Source organism: Bradyrhizobium sp. 134 (assembly GCF_023074155.1).
Classification (GTDB): Bacteria; Pseudomonadota; Alphaproteobacteria; order Rhizobiales; family Xanthobacteraceae; genus Bradyrhizobium.
This window is the reverse complement of the sequence record NZ_JADPKX010000019.1, coordinates 1-18,972: the sequence shown is the minus strand read 5'-3', so window position 1 is coordinate 18,972 and position 18,972 is coordinate 1. Positions and strand designations below refer to the sequence as shown.

5 protein-coding genes and 11 pseudogenes are annotated in these 18,972 nt (G+C 60.6%); 12 read left to right on the top strand and 4 right to left on the bottom strand.

Annotated elements, in window-relative coordinates; all coding sequences use genetic code 11:
* The first annotated feature begins 249 nt into the window (after nucleotides 1-249).
* The 5 genes and pseudogenes from IVA75_RS07675 to IVA75_RS07655 all read left to right on the top strand — a co-directional run.
* Nucleotides 250-1,686: an amidase family protein gene (locus IVA75_RS07675; RefSeq protein WP_247282740.1), complete on the top strand. Its 1,437-nt coding sequence runs from the start codon at nucleotides 250-252 to the stop codon at nucleotides 1,684-1,686.
* 363 nt (nucleotides 1,687-2,049) lie between these two features.
* A pseudogene (locus tag IVA75_RS07670) lies at nucleotides 2,050-2,798 on the top strand (tyrosine-type recombinase/integrase); the annotation flags it as partial.
* A 410-nt stretch (nucleotides 2,799-3,208) separates the two neighbouring features.
* Nucleotides 3,209-5,326 (top strand): recombinase family protein, encoded by a 2,118-nt coding sequence (locus IVA75_RS07665; protein ID WP_247282739.1) that lies wholly within the window; start codon nucleotides 3,209-3,211, stop codon nucleotides 5,324-5,326.
* A 28-nt stretch (nucleotides 5,327-5,354) separates the two neighbouring features.
* Nucleotides 5,355-5,465 (top strand): annotated as a pseudogene (locus IVA75_RS07660) (integrase); the annotation flags it as partial.
* A gap of 32 nt (nucleotides 5,466-5,497) precedes the next feature.
* Nucleotides 5,498-6,503: pseudogene (locus tag IVA75_RS07655) on the top strand (IS91 family transposase); the annotation flags it as partial.
* 123 nt (nucleotides 6,504-6,626) lie between these two features.
* Here the strand turns inward: IVA75_RS07655 and IVA75_RS07650 are convergent.
* Nucleotides 6,627-7,884 (bottom strand): annotated as a pseudogene (locus IVA75_RS07650) (IS256 family transposase).
* A 661-nt stretch (nucleotides 7,885-8,545) separates the two neighbouring features.
* Here IVA75_RS07650 and IVA75_RS07645 point away from each other — a divergent pair.
* Nucleotides 8,546-8,800, top strand: a pseudogene (locus IVA75_RS07645) (IS5/IS1182 family transposase); the annotation flags it as partial.
* 554 nt (nucleotides 8,801-9,354) lie between these two features.
* Nucleotides 9,355-9,948, top strand: a pseudogene (locus IVA75_RS07640) (reverse transcriptase domain-containing protein); the annotation flags it as partial.
* Nucleotides 9,949-10,530: 582 nt separating this feature from the next.
* On the opposite strand, the pseudogene IVA75_RS07635 reads toward IVA75_RS07640, so the two are convergent.
* Nucleotides 10,531-10,830, bottom strand: a pseudogene (locus IVA75_RS07635) (recombinase zinc beta ribbon domain-containing protein); the annotation flags it as partial.
* Between the two features lie 232 nt (nucleotides 10,831-11,062).
* On the opposite strand from IVA75_RS07635, the pseudogene IVA75_RS07630 reads away from it, so the two are divergent.
* The 3 pseudogenes from IVA75_RS07630 to IVA75_RS07620 form a co-directional block, all read left to right on the top strand.
* Nucleotides 11,063-11,654, top strand: a pseudogene (locus IVA75_RS07630) (IS5/IS1182 family transposase); the annotation flags it as partial.
* A 133-nt stretch (nucleotides 11,655-11,787) separates the two neighbouring features.
* Nucleotides 11,788-12,525 (top strand): annotated as a pseudogene (locus IVA75_RS07625) (IS110 family transposase); the annotation flags it as partial.
* Nucleotides 12,526-12,792: 267 nt separating this feature from the next.
* A pseudogene (locus IVA75_RS07620) lies at nucleotides 12,793-13,277 on the top strand (IS5/IS1182 family transposase); the annotation flags it as partial.
* 228 nt (nucleotides 13,278-13,505) lie between these two features.
* Here IVA75_RS07620 and IVA75_RS07615 read toward each other — a convergent pair.
* On the bottom strand, nucleotides 13,506-14,813 hold the full coding sequence (locus IVA75_RS07615; RefSeq protein WP_247282738.1) for an aspartate aminotransferase family protein: 1,308 nt from the start codon (nucleotides 14,811-14,813) through the stop codon (nucleotides 13,506-13,508).
* A gap of 623 nt (nucleotides 14,814-15,436) precedes the next feature.
* On the opposite strand from IVA75_RS07615, the gene ggt reads away from it, so the two are divergent.
* Both ggt and IVA75_RS07605 read left to right on the top strand, forming a co-directional pair.
* Nucleotides 15,437-17,176, top strand: coding sequence for a gamma-glutamyltransferase (ggt, locus tag IVA75_RS07610; RefSeq protein WP_247282737.1), 1,740 nt, complete (start codon nucleotides 15,437-15,439; stop codon nucleotides 17,174-17,176).
* 939 nt (nucleotides 17,177-18,115) lie between these two features.
* Nucleotides 18,116-18,775: an isochorismatase family cysteine hydrolase gene (locus IVA75_RS07605; protein ID WP_247282736.1), complete on the top strand. Its 660-nt coding sequence runs from the start codon at nucleotides 18,116-18,118 to the stop codon at nucleotides 18,773-18,775.
* Here the strand turns inward: IVA75_RS07605 and IVA75_RS07600 are convergent.
* Nucleotides 18,767-18,972, bottom strand: a pseudogene (locus IVA75_RS07600) (IS630 family transposase); the annotation flags it as partial. The gene IVA75_RS07605 and the pseudogene IVA75_RS07600 overlap by 9 nt on opposite strands.

Sequence of the window (18,972 nt, the reverse complement as noted above, 5' to 3'; positions counted from 1 at the left end):
CCGCGAATTCCTTCAATGTGGCTGCGACATCGCCAGTCCTGCTTCCGGTTCGGAATTTCGGGCCTGCGACTACCACGGACAGGCGACGGTCGCCGATCGGAAGCGGAATCGCTAGGCACGCAAGATCGCGGCCGTAATCGGCGAAGCTTGGTAGTAGTTGCGATCGTTCTAGGCGCGGAAGCCGGCTTCAACCGCGTCGATGCTCAGACGAGTATTGGCGCTGCAACGACTATCAATTCGGAGCATAATATGAGCATCAAGGATCTCTATGTTTGCAGCGATGCGCTCGGTCTCGCCGCGAGTGTTAGGAAGGGCGATGTTTCCGCGCGTGAGCTCGTTGAGGTCGCGATCGAATGCATCGAGGATATCAATCCTCAGCTCAATGCCGTCGTCTCCAAGCGGTACGACTATGCTCGAGCACTTGCGGATCGCACGGTTCTTAATGCGCCGTTCGCAGGCGTTCCCTTTCTGTTGAAGGATCTGGCACTTGAGTGGGAGGGATTTCCAGTCACTAACGGTAGCGCCTATTTCAAGGATTGCATTGCGACATCAAACTGGGAGCTCGCAACGCGGATGAAGGCGGCCGGCCTGATTCCCCTGGGCAAGACCAACACCCCAGAGATGGGCCGTTCCTCTTCAACTGAGCCGCGCCTGTTCGGCGCAACCAGGAATCCCTGGCATCCGGATATCGTGGCTGGCGGATCGAGCGGCGGGGCAGGGGCGGCGGTAGCTTCGCGCATGGTTCCCATCGCGGACGCGAGCGATGGCGGCGGCTCCATCCGTATGCCGGCCTCGCTAAACGGCCTCGTCGGTTTGAAACCGTCGCGAGGACGCATAACCTTCGGGCCGGATGTGGTCGAGCTCGTGTATGGCGGAGTGGTGTACCTGTGCTTGTCGCGAACGGTCCGCGACACCGCCGCTTATCTCGACGCAGTCGCCGGCGCTATGCCTGGCGACCCATATGCGCTGCCACTTCCCGAGCGCTCCTATCTTTCTTTGCTGTCCGAGCCAAAACCACAGCAGCTCAAGATCGGCTTCTCTATGACACAGCCCGACGGGCGACCACTGGGCGTCGAACAGCGTCGGGCGGTCGAAAACGCGGTCAAAGCGTGCGGAGCGCTGGGGCATGAACTGACGGAGGCCAACTTCAGATATGATTTCGAGCACATGATGACGATTTCTGTCCGGATACACGCGGCGAAGACGGCCTCACACTTTGACAGCTCAGCATTGAAGATCGGCCGTCAAGTAACCAAGGAGGACGTCGAGAATGTCACCTGGGAAGACATCGAGCTCGGCCGCGCGCTGACCGCCGTGCAGCACGCTGAGGACATCGAAGCCATGCGCCTGTTTGCGCGCAATTTCGTGAGGCAGTTCCATGCGTTCGACGTGGTGATCTCGCCGGTTCTTGCCGACGCGCCGCATCCGCGGGGATGGTTGGACATGTCGCTCGACCTTGAGAGCTTCGATCAGCGTCTGATCGGCGATCTCAAGTTTACCGCGCCCCTCAATCAAACTGGACAGCCAGCGATCTCGCTTCCGCTTCATCAGACGAATGATGGCAAACCGATCGGCGTGCAATTCGCCGGTCGGATCGGCGATGAGGCGACGCTCATCTCGCTTGCTGGCCAGCTCGAGCAGCTGCTGTCTTGGAAGGACAGGAAGCCGAAAGTTATCGCTGGCTGACCTCCAGCAGCGGCGCTCCGTTGGCTCGATTTGGAGCGCAGAGAGTCAGACAGAGAGTCTGGTGTGAATACTTCTGCCGAGCGTCAGAAACGGCCAATTTTCGCGAAACGAGGAGTTGAAGCAAAAAGCCAATTGTTGCTGTCACTAACTCTTCAAGCAGTCCTTCCGTGAAGAATTTCCGAGTCATTGATTTGGAATTTGGAAACGGCGCGATTGGCGTAATCGGGTTTGCCGAGAATCGGGTCTTCGGAAGCGGATTGAACGAAGCCGCTACCGCGGCGTGAGGGGCAAGGTGGCGTAGATCGCCTCCTGACTGAGAGGATGTGGGTGTTGGAGCCCACCCCCTCAGACAGGAGTATCGAGATGGCCGATTTGAGCCCTCTTCGCCGCCGCATGATCGAAGACATGACCGTCCGCAATCTGTCGCCGGCGACGCAGCGATCCTACGTCAGCGGTTTCGAAGTTCAGCCGTCATTTTGGCAAATCGCCGGATCGATTGGAACTGGAAGTTCGCGCCTTTCAGGTGCATCTGGTCTCGACCGGCATATCATGGCCGGCGCTGAACCAGATCGTCTGTGCGCTGCGGTTTTCTACGGCGTTACTCTCGGCGAGGCGCTGATCCCGGAACGCATTCCCTATGCGCGAGAACCGCGCAAGCTGCCGGTCGTTCTCAGCGCCGACGAAGTGGTCCAGTTCCTCGAAGCAGTGTCAAGCCTGAAGAGCCGCGCCGCACTGAGCACTGCCTATGCGGCCGGACTGAGGGCCTCCGAGGTCACGGGACTGCGGATCGAGGACATCGACAGTGCCCGCGGCGTCATCCAGGTGCGCCACGGCAAGGCGGCCAAGGATCGCAACGTGATGCTGTCGCCCCAACTACTCGGCATCCTGCGCACCTACTGGCGGTTCGCTCGGCCGCGCCTTCACCTGTTCCCGGGACGCGACGAAGACCATCCAATCGATCAGACCGTGTTGCATGCCGCCTGCTGGTCGGCGGTGAAGGCTGCGGGTGCGGGCCTGACAAAGCGCGCCACGCTGCACACGCTGCGCCACAGCTTCGCGACACATCTCTCGAGAACGGAACCGACGTCCGGATCATCCAGGTTCTGCTCGGAAGGGCGACATACTGCCCGCGAACAACAGGCTGAAGCACGCATCACTTACCGATTTCATCCTCGCTTCGGGGAGACGGTAGGTGTCAGGCGGCGGCTTGAGCGAGGTGGCGCCGCGTTTCTCGTTGTTCACCAACTTGACGGCACCTTTGCCTGCCTTCCGGCGTGGATGACTGACGAGGCTGCGTCCCGATTCGAGATCAGCGTTGAGCCGCATTTTCCCCTGAATGTTCTTCGCTCCCTACGCAACGAGGTCGATGCGCTTCTAGGCTTTCTGGCGTCCGAATCAAAAACGGAGCGACTAGAGAATGACGCAGCGATCCGAGAATTTCCAGCCAAGCCTGTTCGAGGCCGAGCGACCGTGCGTCGAACTGCGTGCAGCTCAAAAGAGCGAGCTCGCGATGGTCATCGAGGTGCTGCTGCGCGAGATCGCGGCGGCGCTGGCAAAGGCGGCAAGCGGGGGGAGCGGCGATGACACCAAAATCACGACTGAGCATCTCGCCCGCAACGCCTGCGTCTACATCCGGCAATCGACAGCAGACCAGCTCGCGCATAATCATGAGAGCCGACGGCGCCAATACGGCCTCGTCGATCGCGCCAAGCAGCTTGGCTGGAGCAACGTCGAAGTCATCGACGACGACCTCGGCCGGTCCGGCGGCGGCATCGCGCGTCCCGGCTTCGAGCGGCTGCTTGCAACGATCTGCGACGGCCGTGTCGGCGCTGTGCTCGCGATCGAGGCGTCGCGTCTTGCCCGTAATGGCCGCGACTGGCATACGCTGATCGAGTTCTGTGGATTGGTCGGCACGCTCATCGTCGACGAGGACGGAATCTACGATCCTCGCCATCCCAACGATCGGCTGCTGCTTGGCATGAAGGGCACGATGAGCGAGCTTGAACTCTCGATGTTCCGCCACCGCTCGCAGGAAGCGCTGAAGCAGAAGGCGCGCCGCGGCGCGCTGGTCCTCGGTGTCGCCGCCGGCTATGTGAAGATCGGTCGCGATCGCATAGAGAAGAATCCGGACAAACGCGTGCAGGACGCCCTGCAGCTGGTCTTCACCAAGTTCGCCGAGCTGCAAAGTGCTAGACAGGTGCACATCTGGCTGAGAGAGGAGGGCATCGAGCTGCCGGTCAAGTCGCGCCAAGGAGAGGCGCACGGCGTCGTGTGGCGACTGCCGGCCTACAACATCGTGCACAACATCCTGACCAATCCGATCTATGCAGGTGCCTACGCGTTCGGGCGCACGACGAGCCGTGTGAGTGTCAAAGGTGGACGCAAGCATGTCCGGCGTGGTGTGCAAAAGCCCATGGCGGAATGGGATGTCTTGATCAAGGATCACCACGCGGCCTACATCACCTGGGACGAGTTCGAGCACGACCTCGAGGTGATCGCCAACAATGCGACCGGCATGAGCAGCGCACTCGCTCGCGGAGCAGCTCGTAAAGGCGAGTTGCTGCTGCCCGGACTGCTGCGATGCGGCCACTGCGGCCGCAAGCTCCATGTGCACTACAGCGGCAAGATCGGCCGCTACAATTGCTACGGTGCGCGTACGAACCACGGTGCCGCGCGCTGCATTTCGATCAGCGGCTTGAGCATCGACGCAGCGATCAGTAACGAGGTCCTGCGCGTGCTGAAGCCGCTCGGCGCCGAGGCAGCACTCAAAGCGATCAAGGCGCAATCGAGCACGACGACCGCGGCCGAGCGCCAGCTGGAGCTGTCGCTGCAGCAGGCGCGCTACGAAGCCGCGCACGCGCGCCGACAGTACGACGCCGTCGACCCGGCAAACCGGCTGGTCGCCGGGGAGCTGGAGCGCCGCTGGAACGAGGCATTGCAGGCTGTCGCAAAGCTTGAAGGAGAGGCCGCCGCCCTGATTGCGCGCCGTCCGCCGCCGTTCGGTGAGCCGGAGCGCCAGCAATTGGTGGCGCTCGGTGCTGATCTGGAGCGCGCCTGGTTGCATCCCGCTGCAACCGCCGCAACGCGCAAGCGTATCCTTCGCGCGGCACTCACGGAGATCGTCGTGCGCAGGGACGGCGCAATCATCCATGCGGTCCTGCACTGGCAAGGCGGCGATCATACCCAACTGCAAGTCAAACAGCGACTGAATGCGGCCGGCCGGCACAATCCACGCATCCCCGACGACACGATCGCACTCGTGCGTGAGCTGGCGCGGCTGATGCCCGATCGGCAGATCGCGCGCCTGCTCAATCGCGCTGGCGTGGAGACCGGGCACGGCAATGCCTGGACGCAAGAGCGCGTGTGCGGCTTCCGCAATCACCACGACATCGCCGTCTTCCGCGACGGCGAGTGGGCGGAGCGCGGCGAAATTACGCTCGAAGCGGCAGCAAAACTCATCGGCGTCTGCAACATGACGGCCTTGCGTATGCTCCGCCGCGGCGACATCAAAGGCCGACAAGCTTGCGCGGGCGCGCCTTGGGTGATCAGGGCCGAGGACTTGGCAGGTTTCGCCAAGGGAAAGCGTCGGAAGCCTCCGCTAACACAAAATACCACGCAGCGGGTCCTTGACTTTCAATGAGTTAGCCGAGGTGCATTATGAATCGTGACTACTCGGGCACAATAACCTGTCGTCGACGGCGCGCTACACGCAGGTCGCCACCGATACGATCCGGGCGACGCAGAGCCCGCTCGACCGCCTGTCGCTGGAGGTGACGCCAACCGGGATGACGACGCGTCCGGGATGCGGGTTATGGCCCACCCCGACGTCCGTCCGCACAGACCCGCCATCCAGATTGCCGATATCTTGCGCCCGCATGGCGACGCCTATCGCCGTTTGCATGTCGGTCATCTCGGTCGGGTCGAGCGGCGCGTGATGAGTGCGATCGTTGCGACGAACCGAGGCGCTCGGCGGCCACATGGAGGCTTGCGACGACTGCGGCACGACACGCGTCGCCTATAATTCTGTCCGAAGTGTCAGGGGCCAGCCCGAGCCGCGTGGCTCGCCGCGCGAGAAGCCGACCTGCTGCCGGTTCCCTATTTCCGCGTCGTCTTCACACTGCCGGCTCCGATCGCCGCGATCGCCTTTCAGAACAAGGCCATCGTTTATGCGATCCTGTTCAAAGCCGCCGCCGAGGCAATGTCGACGCTCGCCGCCAATCCACGCCGGCTCGGCGCCGGCATCAGCGTCGTCGCCGTCCTCCACACCTGGGGGGCAGGCGCTGACGCACCATCCCCACGTCCACTGCGTCGTGCCGGGCGGCGGCCTCTCGCCCGATGGCGCGCGCTGGATCGCCAGCCGACCAAACTTCTTCCTGGCCGTCAAGCCGCTCGCCCGGCTGTTCACACGCCTGTTCCTCGAACGTCTGACCGCCGCCTTCGACGCCGGCACCCTGAACTTCTTCGGCGATCTCGCATCCCTGGCCGAGCCTGCCGCCTTCGCAGCGCACCTCGTCGCCATGCGGCGCATCAGCTGGGTCGTCTACGCCAAACGGCCGTTCGGCGGCCCCGCGCAGGTGCTGGCCTATCTCGGCCGCTATACCCATCGCGTTGCAATCGCCAACAGCTGGTTCGCAGCCCTCGCCGAAGATCACGTCGCCTTTACCTGGAAGGACTCCCGCCATACCGGCGCGACGAAGATCATGAAGCTCAAGCCCGACGAGTTCATCCGCCGCTTCCTGCTTCACACGCTGCCCGATGGCTTCCATCGCATCCGCCACTTCGGCATCATGGCCAACGGCCGCCGCGCTGCCAAACTCGCCCTCTGCCGCAAACTTCTCGATCGTGAGCGGACCGCGCCAAACAATGGCGAGCCGCCGCCTGTGGAGGAGATGTCCCGATCGCTGTTGAACTACGTTGGGCCGACATTGCCGGAATGAATGTTACGCGGCCCTCGTGACGTGGGCAACGGATTTGATTGTCATGCGATCGTGGTGAGCTTGAAGGGCCGCACGCAGAATCGACAATTGTTTATGCGCCTTCAATTGTCGTAAGCCCTTGTTGGCCTCGATCATGCCGGCCGCGACCCATCGCAAGCCCATGCCGGCATCCCGCCAGCGTTTGACGTTGCGCGTGACGCGGCGAATGGTGCCCATCATGTTCTCGGCGATGTTGGTACAGGCGAGCGATCGACGCAGCTCCGTCGGGAGCTTCAACCGGACGACAGTCAGGATTTCGTTGAGGCCTTCGAGCATGCTGGCCGCTACGCCGGGCCATTGCTGGTCGAGTCGACGCGCGAGATTGCGGATCAATTTTTCAGCCTTGTCGGCATCATCGAGCTCCCAAGCCTGGCGCAGCACCCGACGGGTGGCCGCATGATGCTCTTTCGGCAGGCGTTCCATGATGTTGCGCGCCTTGTGGATCTGGCAGCGCTGGATCGCGGCGGCCGAACCGAAGGTGCGGCGGATCGCCTTCGACAACGCTCAACAGTCTTGGCACCGTCGGGGCGAGCCCGCGCGAGACCAGGTTGTCCAGCAGGGCCTGAACCGTTGCGGCGTTCTCGGTCGCCCCTTCCACCAGCGCCACCGGATGCTTGTTGCCTTCACCGTCGACACCGATCGCGGCGACCAGCACGAGATCGTCGCCGAGATGCAGCCCGTCGATTTGGACCACCAGAAGGTCGAGCGCGGACAGATCGGCAGCCATGAAGTCGGCCAGCCGCGCCGCCGACAGCGCGACGAACCTCCGCGAGGCCGCCGACTTCGAAACCCCCGATCCGGGCGGTGCCGGCACGTCACCCTCGGGCAGCCGGACAGCGCGGCCGAACCGGCGCGTCGACACGTTGATCAGCATCAGGTTCATGGCCCAGCGACCGAGCCAGTCCTCCTGCGCCGCCGTTTCCCAGCTCGGAATCGTGACCTCGCGGCCGTCCACGCCACGAACCTGCGGCCGCTCGACCTCGATCTTGCCGCCGTGGAAGCCGATGCGTCCCCCGCGTTCGGCCCAACAGTGCGCCCGCGGGGCCGTATCACGACCGTGGCGCGGCCCGCAGGCCGCCGTGACATCCGCCTCCATAATCGTGCCGAGCGCCTCGGTCCCTGCCGTAAGGCAGAACCGATCGAAGCTCGCCCGCACTTCTGCATACGCTTCGTCCACAGCCCCGGTCGCCGGCGAATCAGCCGGTGTGATATCTCTCGTCATGGCGTTGCTCTCCTTCGTTGAATCAGCACCCCGAGCCTACCGGCTCAAGGTGGGCAACGCCGCCCCCTTCAGAAATTCAACAGAACCCGGGACATCCCCCCTGTGGATTCGGACGCTCTGACGTGGCCCAAGATTCCCGCCTGCCCTGATTGTGGTGGCGTCATGCGCATCATCGAGCGCTTTCGACGCAGCTTCAGTCATTCCGGCGCTTCATCCCAATCGCTCCGGTGCGACACATCGTGAGCCAATTCATTCCGTGCAGGAAGATCGTCACCGTCATTATGATCCCGTCGTCTCGATCATCGCAGACGCTGCCGAATCCGTGCGGCCAAACAGCGCGCGGGAAACTATTCGATGCAGCCGGCCATCGATCGCGACCGCCGGTAAAATGCTCTCTGTCTCAAGTTGCCGCCATTGCGCAACCAAAACGTCGCCGCGTCAGCTCCGCAGTCTTGCCGATAGCAACCTGCGATCTCAAACTATCCCAATAGCCGCACCACCGTGCATATTCTCCCGCGCCTTCGTTCAATCCGGCTCAATGAGGTCGCGTGATAAGCGCTTGCCGCGCCCTCGCGTGAGCGCGACCTCACAGAATCCTCCAGATTCCTTGCAAACTTGATTTGTGATTCTCTGGCCCGGGAGCGATTTGGCGAGCGATCAGATGCGGCCACCGGAACGACGGGAAACGGGAGAGCAGGATCTGTTCCGCTCTCGGCTCGACCAGATCATTGACATGAAGCATCCGCTGGTGGCGCTTGGGCGCACGGTGGATTGGAGCTTCCTGGAGGAGTGGTTCGGCGAGGTGTACACCGATGATCCGGGCCGCCGCCCACCACTGCTGACGCGGTTGATGGCGGGGCTGGCGATCCTCAAGCACACCTATGATCTCTCCGACGAGGTGCTGTGCGAGCGTTGGTCGAGAACCCCTATTACCGTGTGTCTCGTAGCTGGTGCGTATCTGCCAGCACAACTGTGTTGAAGATGGGAGTTGGCCTCCCGGAGCCGGCCTGCAGGGGCAGGCTTCAAACCACTCCAGGCTGCTGCGTTTAAGAGACGTGGTGGTGAGCGCTGGAGAAAAGGCGGCGAGCTACGCCGTCAGGTGAGTGATGAGAAGATGAGCGCAAGCGAACCGCCGATGACGCATCGAAATGGGTCCAGACGCCGTCAAAACGGGCATGGGGTTAATGATGCTTGGAAGGGTGTGGACGATACCTGCTTACGGTCCACGCGGCAGCCGGTGTATAGGCGGCATGATCTCATCACAGGCTTCAATCCGGAACGAGGCAACCTGGCTCGGGGTGTTAAGGGAAATCCGCAAGTGGCGAACACCACGAGGGAGAATACCAATACCCGAGACAGGGGCGGAGCAGCCTGTAGTAGCGTTGAAGTGGCTGTAATGGCCATGGAGCGAAGGGGCTGCGTTACCCTGTCCGACATCGGACGCCAACCTGCTTTGTCGGGAGGAGCGTCATGACGTCGGACAAACCGTTGCCCATCACCAAGCGTATGGTCTGGGAGGCCTACCAGCTGGTGGCAGGAAATGGAAAGGCGGCGGGCGTCGATGGTCAGAGTCTGGATGAATTTGCGCAGGACCTTGGAAACAACCTCTACAAGCTCTGGAATCGCTTGGCGTCGGGAAGCTACTTCCCGCCAGCGGTAAGGCGCGTGGAGATTCCCAAGGCCAACGGCGGCATCCGTCCTCTGGGCATTCCGACGGTCGCGGACCGCGTCGCACAGATGGTGGTCAAGCAGTATCTGGAACCGGGGTTGGATCAAGTGTTTGACCCCGACTCCTATGGCTATCGGCCTGGAAAATCAGCGCATCAGGCGATCGAGCAAACGCGCAAGCGATGCTGGGACTATGACTGGGCTTTGGACCTCGACATCAAAGGCTTTTTCGACACGATCGATCATGCCCTTCTGGTAAGAGCGCTTCGGAAGCACTGTCAGGAGCCCTGGGTTTTGCTCTACGTCGAACGATGGCTGAGGGCTCCGGTAGAGATGCCCGATGGGACTATCCAGAAACGGGAAACCGGAACACCGCAAGGTGGAGTGATGGCTCCCTGAACGCAAAAGATAACTTTGCGGTGGAGGAGCGGTCACGGAACTATCGGCGACGCCGGGCGCCTTTCCACCCGGAGGGGTGAATGGGAGGGGAATTGAGTGCCGGATGACGATCTTGTCGTCGCCAACGAGGACTTCCTTCACGAGAAGGCGCAGCACGCGTTGGCGTTCGATTATATCGAGCGCGCCGACGGACGAGCGCAGGCGGTCGAGGAAGCTCGTCACGGATTCGGCGAGACGCAGACAAACTTCCCGTTCCTTCGATTGGTCTTCGATCGCTTGCAGCTCCAACAGGCAAGCCTGTTCGCGGCTGCGCAAATCGGGCATGCGACCGCGCAGCTCTTCAAGTGAGAGAAGGCTCTCCTGATAGGCCGTGAGGAGACGCTCGATGCTTTTCCGGGCGCGCGCAAGATCGCGGCGAAGCGTTTCCTCCCGGCGCTGTGTGGGATCGGCGTTGCGTGCCGCCTTGAGCCGGCGCTCAAGTTCGTCTTCGATGAGGTGTCGGTCTTCAAGTAACCGCGCGATCTCTTTCCATACCACCTCGTCCAGCAAATCCTGGCGCATCGGGCGATTGTCGCAGACCGGCCCGCCGAGCCGGCGCCAGCCATCCGAGCCCAAGCAGCGGTAGTAATGGATGGTTCGAGCGCTCGACCTGGTGGAGGTGCGATAGAGCCCATAGCCGCATTTGGCACAGCTCAACAATCCTTGCAGGGCGCTCGGCGTGATCGTGCGTCGCGGGGCATGCTTCTTGTTGGCTTCCAAAAGCTCGTTCGCCAATGCGAAGGTCTCTTCGCTGATGATGGTCGGCACAGGAATTTCGATCCACTCTGTGCGAGGAAGTTCATGATTGGCGCTGTTGCGAGGCGCGGCGCCGCCGCGCATCGCAACGGCCGCGTCACACGCATGCGCGGCGCGATCCGCGTCTTGCCAAAGCAGGCCATTCCTTTATACGCGGGATTGCGCAGCAACAGTATCGCGAAGCGCAATCCCTCATTCTTCGTCCATTGGGCGCGCCTTGGTCACGCAACGGTTGGGTAACAAGAGCCGGATGATGCGAGAGTATCACGTCCGGTTCTGTGAGGGGCTGAGGGTGAAACTCCCTCGGCCCACTCGACAATACTTCTGCGGCGAGGAGTTCTTCCAGCACCACCTGGTGTTCGATCGCTCGTCGCTGACGCGCTGGCGCAACCGCATGGGCGAGGAGCGACTGGCTGCGCTGATTCAGGAGAGCCTGTCGGTTGCCGCCAGGACCAAGGCGATCAAGCCGTCTGACTTGTCTCGGGTGATCGTCGATACCACGGTTCAGCCCAAGAACGTGACGTTCCCCACCGATGCGAAGCTTCTGAACCGGGCGCGCGAGAAGCTGGTGCGGCTGGCGCAGCGCCATGGGGTGAGCTTGCGTCAATCCTATGCGCGGGTGGGCAAGTTCGCCCTGATCCAGCATCAGCGCTATGCCCACGCCAAGCAGTTCAAGCGCGCCAACCGGGCGCTCAAGACGCTGCGCACCTATCTGGGCCGCGTCATCCGTGATATCGGCCGCAAGATCGAGGGCAATGGAGGGCTCGAAGCTGCCTTCGCCAAGCTGCTATTGCTGGCGCGCCGCGTCCACGAGCAGCAGCAGCGTCAACGCGGGCCGAAGGTCTATTCCCTGCACGCGCCGGAGGTCAAATGCATCGGCAAAAGGCAAGGCCCATCGGCCTTACGAGTTAATGGCATGGACCACGCCCGCTCTTAGCGGCAACGTTAAGCCCCGGCAAGAGAAGCAGCACAAGCCATGTCCCATACGAACATTGTCACGATCGGTATCGACGTAGGCAAGAACACATTCCATGTGGTGGGATTCGGGAGGCGACGCAGCGCCCGAACATGCGCTTTGTCCCGTTGAAGTCAGCCGAGCAACTTGACTTGCAGGCACTGCACAGAGTTCGCAGTCGATTGGTGACGCAAAGAACCGCGGTCATCAATCAAATCCGAGGCTTTTTGCTTGAGCGGGGGCTGCCAGTCCGGCAGGGAGCGGCAGCGCTCCGACTGGCACTTCCTCAGATTCTCTCAGCGCCAAAGGACAACTTATCGCCTCGAGTGATCCAGCTCATTCAAGACTTGGCCGACGACTGGCGCCATCTCGACCGACGGGTCGCGTCAATGACGAAAGAAATCGACGAACTCGTTGATCAAGATCCACACTGTCGCCGCCTAATGAGTGCGCCTGGTGTCGGGCCAATCATCTCAAGCGCGATGGTCGCCGTCATCGGAACCGGTGATGCCTTCCATAAGGGCCGGGACTTTGCAGCATGGCTTGGTCCGGTACCGAAGCAAATCTCGACCGGCGATCGAACCATTCTCGGGCGCATATCGAGGCGCGGTAATCGGTACCTGCGAACGCTGTTCATTCAGGGCGCCAGAGCCGTACTTCTGCAGCGTCAGAGTTGGCCTCGGCATGGCTTCGGAGCCTGGTTGGAGGCAGCGTCCAAGCGGCTCCACCTTGTTGCCATGGCCGCAAAACTTGCTCGCATGGCCTGGAGCATGCTCGCAAAGGGCCGTGACTACGACGCCAACCTCTTGGGCCGCCCCGCATAAGAAACAGGGCCGGAAAGGAAGATCCAAGGTCCGATCAGAAGGCACAATAACCCGCCGAGGTTTGCGAGACGGAAAGGATGAATGGAGAAACGGTTCCACCGACACTTCTGAAGCCTGATTCGACTCTACGGCCCTTCTTGAGGCCGGCGAGTTCTTGAGGACAGAAGTGGGCGGATATCCATGATGGCTCGGGGCAACAGCCCCAAATTGAAGCCAGATAGATTGGCGCAAACCGCTTCATCCCCTTGTCGATTCCTCTTGCAACGCGGGCTTGGCAAAGTCTCCGTCGCCACCACGATCGGCCGCGGAAGGGCGGCCAGTTCGTCACCCATGTAAAGGCGTTGCCCGGCAATCCATATGATGGCCACACCCTGGAAACCGTCATCCCCGACATGGAGGCGCTGGTCGGCAACACCTCGCACGCATCCTCGCCGACAAGGGATATCGCGGCCGCAATGCGCCGCCCGATCACAAGTTCAGGGTCTTTCTCTCGGGGCAGAAGCGAGGCGTGACGTCGCAGATCAAGCGTGAGCTGCGCCGCAGGGCGGCCGTGGAGCCCGTCATCGGCCATCTCAAGGCCGAGCATCGCATGGGCCGAAACTATCTCTGGTTCCGGCACGGTGATGCGGCCAATGCCGTCCCTCGCCGCCGCCGCCGGCTACAACTTCCGCCGCTTGATCCGCTGGCTCAGGATTTTGTTGTGGCAGATCCTGGCCGCTCTCTTCACGGAACCGGCGATCAATCCAGCGTGAAATCAACGTTCTTCACGGACGATCAAGCATCGCGGCCTTGCTTTAAAGCGCTCGCATCAAATTCTCGGCTCGTCCTCAGCAGCACTTCTGACGCGACGGAAACACCTACGTCTTTTGCTGTCGCATAGCAGACTGCGCGTGTCCTACACTTCTAAGGTGTTCGCGGACATTTTTCCGCGACTAGGAGCTCGGTGCATCACAGCTGTACGACCGAGTACCGTGTCGCGATCACCAGCCGGCAAAGACGCTCGCCAGCGAAGGCTCCACTTTGCCTTGTTCGACATCTGTAAGAGCCATGTCGAGCATCTCCACACCGCGGTCCGCTTCCCCGCGGGTCAGGGTCAAGGGTGGTGTGAGCTCCAGCACGTTCGAGTTAATGCCGACATAAAACAACACCAATCCGTGTTCAAAGGCGCGATAAGCCGTCATTGCCGTTTCTCTCTTGGCTGGCTTCCTCGTAGCACGGTCGCTCACCAGCTCGACTCCGATTGCCAAGCCCTTGCCGCGGACGTCACCAATCAACTGATGGCTCTGCTTCAGGTCTCGGAGGCGCGAAAGCAAATGCCCGCCCACTGAGGCGGCATTCTCCGCCAAGCGATCAGCTTCGATTGCCTCGAGCACGGCCAATGCCGCCGCGGCGCACACCGGATTTCCATGCAAAGTCTGAAACGAGAAGGCAGGTGCAAAGTTCATGATAGCTTCCGGTCCGGCGACCGCTGAGATCGGCAAGCCGCCGCCAAGACCCTTGCCGAATACGACGATGTCCGGCTCGATGCCATAGTGCGAAAATGCATGCAGCTGCCCAGTTCTGCCCAGTCCGACCTTCACTTCGTCGCTGACGAGCAGGATTTTGTGCTTGCGGCATCGCCGCTCGATAGCCTCAAAGAAGCCAGCCGGAGGAACCAACATCCCACCATCGGATTGGATTGGCTCGATAAAGAAGGCTGCCACCTCCTGCGGAGGCACAGGTCCTTCAAGAAGGCGATCGAGCTCAGCAAGCGCTTTTTCCGACGCTTTCTCTCCCTCAGAATAGCTGTTCGGGTAAGGTACCAAAGTCAAGCCGGCTGCCTTCGGTATGACTTGCGAGGGATGCCCAGAGACCGCGGCGGATCCGGTCGTGCCGCCGTGATACGCACCTGAGAACGAAATGATGCGGGGCCGACCTGTGGCCGCGACAACAGCGCGTGCGACAGTTTCGTTGGCATCCGAACCGGAGTGGCCGAACCAGATTCTGCCTGCAGCCCGCGAAGGCACTAGTGAAAGGAGCTTTTCTGCCAGTTGCACTGTCGCTGCATTGGCGCTTGAAAGATAGCTTGCTCCAGCCTGGCTAGAGAGCGCGCGGTCAACCGCCGCCCGTATGCGAGGATCGGAATGGCCTAGGCTAGCCGCCCCCCAGGAGGCCGCAAAATCCAGAAGCTCGTTGCCATCGTCTGCTATCAACCTTGCCCCCGTCCCTCCTGTCAGGGCTAGCGGATAGAAGCGGAGATGAGCGAGCGTCGAGATCGATTGTGCTTCACGCCTATATAAGCAGGTCATATGTCCTTCCTCGCTTCAAAACCGGTAGCCTGCGGTTTTCGCCAAGGAGCGCACGGCGGCTGGCAGGGCCGACTTCACGATGGGCGAAACGATGTCGAATTTTGCTCATCAAAGTCAACAAAAAATCGTCTTTTGGTATTCTGTTTTCATTCACGCGTCAGCTTTTTTGACAACAGAGTTGTTTGGGTCTCGTTGGAGATGGTCACAACACGAGGAGCGTCTTTGACGATAGATCAAGCGTTTCCTTTGACAGTCACGACCAGCGTGGAATCCGAGACGCTGGACTGTTGGGGTTAGTGATAGCGGCACTTTGCTCGAGCGTTACATCCAATAGTTGACATACCTGCGGCCTTGCGCCTCGGTGCCCCGGTTGCGCGTGAGAGGGTCGATCTACACGATGAATATCTGCGTCAGAGCCAGAATTTAGCGTTATATCTGCGTGCCGTCGCTCAAACATGCTCAATTTCCTTCTTCACGACACGATAATTTCTGCTGGAAGGCAACGACGTTCGACCCTTCCCCGCACAGAGCCATCTCCTGTGCCGCCTTCGCGTGCTCATCTGGTTCTGAAGCTGTTAATGACGAACAGGGCGTCGACATAGAAACTTGGGTGGAGGATAGAGATGAAAAATGAAAAGACGTTGACTGCGAACTGGCGCGCCTCCGCAGGAACGACATTTGCCTGTGAGAAGACTTCGGTCACCGCCAGCAAGGGTATGGTCGTGACGAATCATCCGCTCGCTTCCGCCGCTGCTGTTGAGATCTTGACGATGGGAGGCAACGCAATCGACGCAACGATCGCAGCGCTGTTCACGCTGAACGTAGTCGAGCCGATGATGGTCGGCTTGTTTGGTGGCGGCACGGCACTGATCCGGCTAGCCAGCGGGCAAATCGTCGTGCTGGATGCCCTTTCTACGGCGCCTGCAGCCGCGCGAGATGACAGTTACAAACCCATATCGGACACCTGGCCGGGCTATATGGATGCCGAGGGCCGGGCCAACGCCGTCGGCGCAAGCTCGGTCGCCGTCCCCGGTGCGCTGCTCGGATGGTGCGAAGCGCTCGAACGTTTCGGCAAACTAGATCTGGACACGGTGCTGCAGCCCGGGATCCGTCATGCGGCCCGCGGTTTTGCGGCAACAAGTTATCTCTGTACGAGCACCGAGCTAGTCGCGTCCGATTTGGCAAAGGATCCGGCGATCTCGCGAATTTTCCAGCCGGGTGGCATGCCGCTGAAAGTCGGCGACCGCATCCGCCAACCTGAATTGGCAGAAACATTGCGTATCATTGCGCGCGATGGGGCACGGGCGCTGCATGGCGGAGAGCTCGGCCGGCACTGCGCCGAATACTTGGCGGGCAAGGGGTCTTTTTTGTCTGCGGTAGACCTGGAGAGATACAAGACGATCGAACGGAAACCGGTTCGGGGTGACTACCGCGGCCTGGAGATCATTGGACCGCCGCCGCCTTGCTCGGGCGGTGTGCACGTCGTGCAGATGCTCAATCTCATTGAGGCGTTCGATGTTGCAAAAATGGGCTTCGGTACGTCAGAAGGCATCCACTTGCTCGCAGAGGTAATAAAGATCGCCGCGTCCGACCGCCGTGCGAGTACCGCAGACCCCGATTTCTTCGACGTCCCAATGGAGCGACTGACCTCGAAGGCCTATGCGGGAGAGCGACGAGCCGAAATTAGTATGGACAAAGCTCGTACTTATAAACCTAAGGCAGTCGGTAACGATTCCGTGAACACGACCCACGTCACGATCTCGGACGCGGACGGGAACATCGTTTCGTCGACACAGACTATAAACAGTCTTTTCGGCGCTCGGCTGATCATTCCAGAAACCGGCATCATCCCCAACAACTACATGTATCTGTTCGATCCACATCCGGGCCTGCCGCTCTCGCTCGAACCTGGAAAACGCATCACCAGCACACAATCGCCCTTGATTGTTTTGAAGAACAGCAAACCCCGGTACGCGCTCGGCTTGCCAGGCGGTCCGAGGCTATACGCTTCAGCGTTTCAAGCGGTGGTCAATCTCATCGATCATGGGATGACCCTGCAGGAAACAGTCGAGGCGCCGCGCATCTGGACGCAGGGGCAGGATCTCGAACTTGAGCTCGCCTTCGGTGAGGCCGTGCTCGCAGATCTGCGCGCCAAGGGGCATCCCGCCACACAGATCCCACATGTGGCCGGCGGAATGTGCGCTATCGAATTCAACGGGGATGGTTCGGCGACGGGTGCTGCCTGTTGGCGCGCTGACGGCACGCCGGTGGGCGTTGGCGGTGGGCATGCCCGCTCGCGCACCGCATTCTGGGCCGACTACGAACGCAAGCTGCCCGTCGGTGTTGACCACTCCAATCCGTAATCTCGGTGCTGTTTAGGTGACCTTCGCAATACGGGAGGAACTCCTCGCATGACCCGAGTTAGCGAATTTTTTATGACGCGCTCGGTCCGTCGGCGCTCATGCGCAAAGGAGAGCTCCACCGACGGAGTTGACGAGGAAAGCGGTCGCGCGAGTCGATGCAATCAATCCGAACCGACGCCGTGCCGACGATCTTGCTTCCCGGCAGGTGCAGACGGGACTACGGACAGGTCGTCCTGCAGTTCTCTTTCTTACCCATCCATTCGATGCACTCTGGTCGCGCAGGGTTTGGGCCGCACTGTACAGACGGATTGCCGCCGAAACGCAATGGCACCGAGCGGGATTCGACCAATTGGCTAAGTCGCAAACCACACGCCGACGGATCGGGGCTTCCAGAAACATGGGGACTCGTCTTCCGATGTGCGGGCAAGCGCCTCTTGGATCTTTCCCTATTCACGATGAAAGGATTGACGCCTGATCATGAAAAACTTCGCGTTTTCTCAGCAGAATGCGGAACTTTAGCGAGGTTTAGCCAACAATTGATGAAATCAGGCGTTCCGAGCGCCGTACCGTCTTTGTGACGGCGATTTCCTTTGGCGCTATGTTGACTTGACCAAATCAGTCGAAATATGGTGGAGCTGAGCCCATCAAATCGGCAAAATAACTTGAGCCAGAGCGTGCGAGGGGTCCCCGCAGTGACATCAGGGATCACTCGGCGGCAATCGATGTCCCCGTCGCGAATGCAGTATAGTCTCTTCTCGAGCGAGCCGCCATCGCCCTCAAGATCTTTCCAGTGTCACGTCCCCACCGACAGCGCGATAAGGTGCGGGCGCCGATCAAAACTGGGCCCGGCTGAGCGGCGCGCCGACCAGGACGATGAGACGCGAGTCTTGCTCGGAACTGCCCGTACAGCCGCCTACCTCGTCGAATGGCGCGTGAAAAATGACCAACCGAATGGAAAATGAAATGCAATTGACCCGTGAAGCGATTTGGTCTGGTATCCGTATCGATCCAAAAAAAACTGCAGTACTGGTGATCGATCTGCAGAACGCCGAAGTTTCTGAGGAAGTGCAGCTCAAATATCCGGACTACGTCGATCGCATCAGGCGTGTCGTAGTGCCGAACGTGCAGCGGTTACTCGATGCCGCTCGTTCAAACGGTGTGGAGGTGATCTATACGACAATTGAAAGCCTCACCGTTGATGGACGCGACCGCTCGGTTCTGCACAAGCTTGTGAATCTTCACCTGCCGAAGGGCTCATGGGGCGCAAGGGTCTTGGCCGAAATCGCTCCGGTGGGTGACGAAATTGTTCTTCCAAAGACCGGCTCGGGCGTGTTCAACACGACCATTCTCGAATATGTGCTTCGAAACATAGGAATCGAAGCCATTATAGTCGTCGGTGTTCTCACTGACCAGTGCATTGACATGGCGCTCCGCGACGGCTCGGACCGAGGCTTCTTAATGGTTTGTGCAAGCGATGCATGCACGTCCTATACGGAAGCCCGACATGAAAGCGCGCTTCGAGCGCAGTATCGGCCCGTAAAGATCGCAAAAACGGCAGATCTGGCGCTGGAGCTGTCTACTAGTGGTTCATCACAGTGATTTTGACTCTTTGGGGGTGGCTGGATAGGCGCGGCCGAGTTTGGCGCGGACTTTATCTGTTGTGAACATCCATTTGATGCGGGCTCGGGTTTTATTCCGCCTCTTTTGCCATGCTGCGATCTCGTTTCGGAGCCTTTTGGGATCGTCGATGCGGCGGCCGAGACACTGGCGCTGTAGCACGCTGATCTCGCACTCGA

Excerpts from the sequence above, each read along its gene's own strand:
- IVA75_RS07675 (WP_247282740.1), top strand. The coding sequence starts at position 250 with ATGAGCATCAAGGATCTCTATGTTTGCAGCGATGCGCTCGGTCTCGCC.
- IVA75_RS07615 (WP_247282738.1), bottom strand. The coding sequence starts at position 14,813 with ATGACCTGCTTATATAGGCGTGAAGCACAATCGATCTCGACGCTCGCT.
- ggt (WP_247282737.1), top strand. The coding sequence starts at position 15,437 with ATGAAAAATGAAAAGACGTTGACTGCGAACTGGCGCGCCTCCGCAGGA.
- IVA75_RS07605 (WP_247282736.1), top strand. The coding sequence starts at position 18,116 with ATGACCAACCGAATGGAAAATGAAATGCAATTGACCCGTGAAGCGATT.